Origin of the sequence: Anaerotruncus sp. DFI.9.16 (genome assembly GCF_024461615.1) — a bacterium.
In the GTDB taxonomy this organism is placed as follows: domain Bacteria; phylum Bacillota; class Clostridia; order Oscillospirales; family Ruminococcaceae; genus Anaerotruncus; species Anaerotruncus massiliensis.
The window spans coordinates 1-4,484 of the sequence record NZ_JANFZX010000108.1 but is presented as its reverse complement, the minus strand read 5'-3'; the positions used below and the strand labels follow the sequence as shown (position 1 = coordinate 4,484).

5 protein-coding genes are annotated in these 4,484 nt (G+C 61.4%); 1 reads left to right on the top strand and 4 read right to left on the bottom strand.

Annotated elements, in window-relative coordinates:
* Positions 1–76 precede the first annotated feature (76 nt).
* Positions 77–343: a helix-turn-helix domain-containing protein gene (locus NE609_RS16985; RefSeq protein ID WP_101547932.1), complete on the bottom strand. Its 267-nt coding sequence runs from the start codon at positions 341–343 to the stop codon at positions 77–79.
* A gap of 99 nt (positions 344–442) precedes the next feature.
* On the opposite strand from NE609_RS16985, the gene NE609_RS16980 reads away from it, so the two are divergent.
* Positions 443–706: a DUF6809 family protein gene (locus tag NE609_RS16980; protein WP_256153204.1), complete on the top strand. Its 264-nt coding sequence runs from the start codon at positions 443–445 to the stop codon at positions 704–706.
* Positions 707–866: 160 nt separating this feature from the next.
* Here the strand turns inward: NE609_RS16980 and NE609_RS16975 are convergent, their stop codons facing one another.
* The 3 genes from NE609_RS16975 to NE609_RS16965 all read right to left on the bottom strand — a co-directional run bounded on the left by NE609_RS16975 (position 867) and on the right by NE609_RS16965 (position 4,301).
* A complete protein-coding gene (locus tag NE609_RS16975) occupies positions 867–3,116 on the bottom strand; it encodes a vitamin B12-dependent ribonucleotide reductase (protein ID WP_256153203.1) in 2,250 nt (749 codons plus the stop codon).
* A gap of 144 nt (positions 3,117–3,260) precedes the next feature.
* Positions 3,261–3,542, bottom strand: a complete 282-nt coding sequence (locus NE609_RS16970) for a hypothetical protein (RefSeq protein WP_101547926.1) — start codon at positions 3,540–3,542, stop codon at positions 3,261–3,263.
* A 15-nt stretch (positions 3,543–3,557) separates the two neighbouring features.
* A complete protein-coding gene (locus NE609_RS16965) occupies positions 3,558–4,301 on the bottom strand; it encodes a hypothetical protein (RefSeq protein ID WP_256153202.1) in 744 nt (247 codons plus the stop codon).
* Between the last annotated feature and the right edge of the window lie 183 nt (positions 4,302–4,484).

The following is a 4,484-nucleotide window of genomic DNA, read 5'->3' as shown; positions in this document are numbered from 1 at the left end:
GTGGCGCGCAGCGCCCACGGGGAGGCGGAAAACTGCGCGGCTTTGCCGCGCACGCGCGCAAAGCGCGCGAACGCCTCTACGGGGCGTTGTTTTCCGCCGGCGGGCCCAGTAATGTTTCATATGAGACACCCAAAACCTGAGCCAAGGCGACAACCTCATAATCAGGAACAAACCGCGTCCCCTTCTCAATGCGCAATATGGTTAGACTGTCAAACTCATATCCCGCCTGCTGCAACATTTCCGCCAATGCTTTTTGCGTCAATGGTGGTTTGTGCCCTTTTCGCAACAGTTTCACCTGCGGACCAATCACATTTTTGGATATTCCATTCCAATAGATTTTCATTTTCCCTCCAAGAATATTCTAATGATGAAGTTTATCTTGATTGTAGCGCTTTTTTATGATATACTACTTCTAAAGATGAAGTTCTTGGAGGTTTTTTTAATGCCTGATATTTTAGAAGAGCTATATCTCGAGCGGTTATCCTTCATCGAGGAGCGCTGCCGCGACACGCCGGAATATAACGCCGCATCGGACGAATACGACGCGGCGCGCACGGCGCTCCGGCAAACGCTCAACAAACGCCAGCGGCGTTTGTTGCTGCGCGTCGAGGACGCGCAGGCCGCGCTGTGCGACTGCACAGCCGCGGCAGCGTTTGCCGGGGGCTGGCGGCTACGGGCGAGGCTGGCAGCCTCCGCCGGGCTTTGACGGGACCCCGCCTCACGGGTCGCGGCGGGGTGGGGCGCGGGGCGGCCGGCCTGATCAAAGTTTTCGCAAGGCCTTTTTCAAAAGGCCGGCCCCTGCGGCTCGAAGAGCCGCAAAAGGAAAGCCGGGGACTTTCGTCCCCGGCCTTCTTTTTCCGTTCTCCTCAGTTGCACTTGGAGTATCCGCAGCTGCGGCAGCTCACGCAGCCGCCCTCATGTTCGAGGGCGCTGCCGCACTCGGGGCAGAATTTCGCGTTGAGGGCCGCCGCGCCGGAGGCGGGCGCCTCGGGCCGGGCGGGTTCCGCCGCGGGCAGGCCGAGCTTCTGGTTCTCGATCATGTCGGCGGTCTTTTTGATGACGCGGGCGATTGCGTCGGGGCAGGAGGTGCACTTCATCCCCGCGTGGCGGATGGTAGAGGGGCAGCGGATGCCGCGGAGCTGGTCGAGGATCTCGTCGATCGAGACGCCCGAGCGCAGCGCGATGGAAACCAGCCGCGCGGTCGCCTCCGACTGGGAGGGGCATCCGCCCGCCTTGCCGGTGGAGGTGAACACCTCGCAGATGCCATGCTCGTCGTAATTGACCGTGACGTACAGGTTGCCGCATCCGATCTTCATGCGTTCAGTCAGGCCGCAGGTGACCTCCGGGCGTGGACGGGGACGGATGTCTGTGCGCATGGCGGGCGGCGCTTCCGTCTCGCCCTCCTTCTTCACCGAACCGATGTTGAGCACCTGCTCGGCGCGGCTGCCGTCGCGGTAGATCGTGACGCCCTTGCAGTCGAGCTCGTAGGCGAGCATGTAGACCTCTTCAACGTCCTCCATCGTCGCGCCGTGCGCGAAGTTGACCGTTTTGGAGACGGCGTTGTCGGTGTGCTTCTGGAACGCCGCCTGCATCTTGACATGGTAGAGAGGGCTCACGTCGTGGGAGCAGACGAATACGCGCTTGATGTCGTCGGGGATCTCGTCGATGTGCTGGAGGGTTCCCTCCGCGGCAATCTTTTTCATCAGCTCGTCGCTGTAGAGGCCGCGCGCCTCGAGGGTCTCCCGCAGCACGGGGTTCACCTCGATCATCTCGGTGCCGTCCATGACGTTGCGGATGAAGACGTAGGCGAACACCGGCTCCACGCCCGACGAGCAGCCCGCGATGATCGACAGGGTCCCGGTGGGCGCGATGGTGGTGATCGTGGCGTTGCGCAGCGGTTCCCCGGCGGCGAAGATGCTCTCCCCAAAGAGCGGGAAGGCGCCGCGCACCTTGGCAAGCCGCGCGGAGGCGCGGCGGCCCGTCTCTGTGATGAACTTCATGACCTCGCCCGCGAGGGCGACCGCTTCCTCGGAATTGTAGGACATGCCGAGATAGGCGAGCATGTCCGACCAGCCCATCACGCCGAGTCCGATTTTGCGGGTCTGTTTAGTGGTGAAATCGATCTCCTCAAGCGGATATTTGTTCACGTCGATGACGTTGTCGAGGAAGTGCACCGCGTCCTCGACCGTCCGCTCGAGCTTTTTGTAATCGATCCGCCAGCCGTTCTTGTCCTTGGCGAGCATGGTGACAAGGTTGATCGACCCGAGGTTGCACGACTCATAGGGCAGCAGCGGCTGTTCGCCGCACGGGTTGGTGCTCTCGATCTCCCCCTGCGAGGGGACGACGTTGTCCCGGTTGAGCCGGTCGAGGAAGATGATGCCCGGCTCGCCGTTGCGCCACGCGCTCTCGACGATCTTGTGGAACACCTCGCGCGCCTCCAGCTCGCCGACCGCCTGCTTGCTCTTGGGGTCGACCAGCTCATAGGTGTCGCCGTTCTGCACCGCCTGCATAAACGCCTCGGTGATCCCCACCGAAATGTTGAAGTTGGTGATGTCCGCATTGTTCTTCTTGCAGTCGATGAAATCGAGGATATCCGGATGATCCACCCGCAGGATGCCCATGTTCGCGCCCCGCCGGGTGCCCCCCTGCTTGACCGCCTCGGTGGCCATGTTGAAGACCCGCATAAAGCTGACCGGCCCGCTCGCCACGCCGCCGGTGCTGCGCACCGTCGCGCCCGAGGCGCGCAGGCGGGAGAAGGAAAAGCCGGTCCCGCCGCCCGACTTGTGAATCAGCGCCGCCTGTTTGATCGCCTCGAAGATCTCCTCCATCGAGTCGCCCACCGGCAGCACGAAGCAGGCGGAAAGCTGTCCGAGCTCCTTGCCCGCGTTCATCAGCGTCGGGGAGTTGGGGAGGAACTCCAAATTGGTCATCAGCTCGTAAAATCGGTCGGACAGCTTTTTGACGTCCGCCTTGTCGTCGTAGGCGGCGTCCGCGGCCGCGATCGCGTCCGCCACGCGGCGGAACATCTGCTCGACCGTCTCAATATTCTTTCCGTTTTCATCCTTTTTCAGGTACCGCTTTTCCAATACGGTGATCGCATTCTTGCCGATTTTCATATTGTCCCTTCCTCTGCCACAAGATAATCGCCTTATATAGAATATCTGACACAAGATATTGTATCATATACTCTTTTACTCCGCAATACCCAAAAGAGGCTCGCCCGCACTTTTTTGCGGACGCGCCCCTGGCCCGATATTGATTTAAAGTCCCGCGGCCGGTGCGGCAAGGCCGCCCACCATGAGCAGCGCGAAGATCAGCCCCGCCATCAGCAGCCCCGCGGCCGACAGGGCGATCCCTGTAATAGGAAGCCCGCCGCCCTCGTCGGGCGCGGCGTATTTCCGCGTGACGACCCCGAGGAAAATCCCCGCGGCCCCCAGCACGAGGGCGGCCATCAGGTCGCCCATCAGCGAACTGAGCAGCGCCGCGATGCCGAAAAAGAGCGCCCCGGACGCGTTTGTCCGGTTTGGATGGAACTGGTTCATCTCTGTTTCCTCCCCTTAGTGAATGATCAGCGCCAGGAGCGCCAAAAAGATCGATAGAATGGGCAGCACGACCCACAGCAACCGCTGCGCCGATAAAAACAGCTCGCTCGGCTCTGCGCCGACGCACCACCACATGTGCCGCAGATCAAAAAAGAGGCGCGGCCACCGCCGGTCCACCGCCCAGAGAGCCGCGATCAGGACCGCCGAAAAGAGGAGGTCGCCGTTGCCCCGCACCGTGTCTCCGCTGCCGGAGGCCAGCTGCGCCATGTCGTAATAGGAGGGCTCCCGCCCGGCAAAGGGGTTTTTCCCGTCGTGGGAGACGAAGGCGTCCACGTCGAGCACCGGCTCCCCCTGCTCGTTATAGAGAAAGAGGCCATCCGGATGGTAGGTTCCCCGGAACCGTTCCACCCCGCCGCTGCTGATCACGATCTGCCGCTCGGCATAGCGGTCCTCCGCCCCGGCAAAACGCACGAGATAGTCCCGTTCAGGGTTTCCAGGCAGCGCGTAAATCAGCCGATAGGTGTTCGATTCCACTGCTTCGACGTCGATGCGCACCCTCCCCCAGTGATTTTTTCCGCTGTAGGTCCACGCGGAGGCGGAATAGGGGGACGCTTTCCGCCGCAGGAAGGTGTCGTAGAGGTTTGCGCCCCGCTGAAAAAAGATAAGCAGATAGCAAAGTGTCAGCAGCCCCGCAAGCAGGGCGCCCGCAATCCGCACCAGCCTCCGGCGCCCTTCATAAAAACGCCTCAACCGCTCCATGTCCGCGCCCCCTTTCCCCTCTATAGTGTATTACAAATCGGGGATTCCTGCAAGAAGCCCCGTCTGGCCGCTGGAAAAAGGGAACTCAGGAAACAAAAAAGCAACGCCCGAAGGACGTTGCTTTTTGTGGAGCTGGCATAGACCTATCTTCCCGGGAAGTCACCCTCCAAGTATTGTCGGCAC

Bases quoted from the DNA above. Each gene is read 5' to 3' on its own strand.
- NE609_RS16985 (WP_101547932.1), bottom strand. From the start codon at position 343: ATGAAAATCTATTGGAATGGAATATCCAAAAATGTGATTGGTCCGCAG.
- NE609_RS16980 (WP_256153204.1), top strand. From the start codon at position 443: ATGCCTGATATTTTAGAAGAGCTATATCTCGAGCGGTTATCCTTCATC.
- NE609_RS16975 (WP_256153203.1), bottom strand. From the start codon at position 3,116: ATGAAAATCGGCAAGAATGCGATCACCGTATTGGAAAAGCGGTACCTG.
- NE609_RS16970 (WP_101547926.1), bottom strand. From the start codon at position 3,542: ATGAACCAGTTCCATCCAAACCGGACAAACGCGTCCGGGGCGCTCTTT.
- NE609_RS16965 (WP_256153202.1), bottom strand. From the start codon at position 4,301: ATGGAGCGGTTGAGGCGTTTTTATGAAGGGCGCCGGAGGCTGGTGCGG.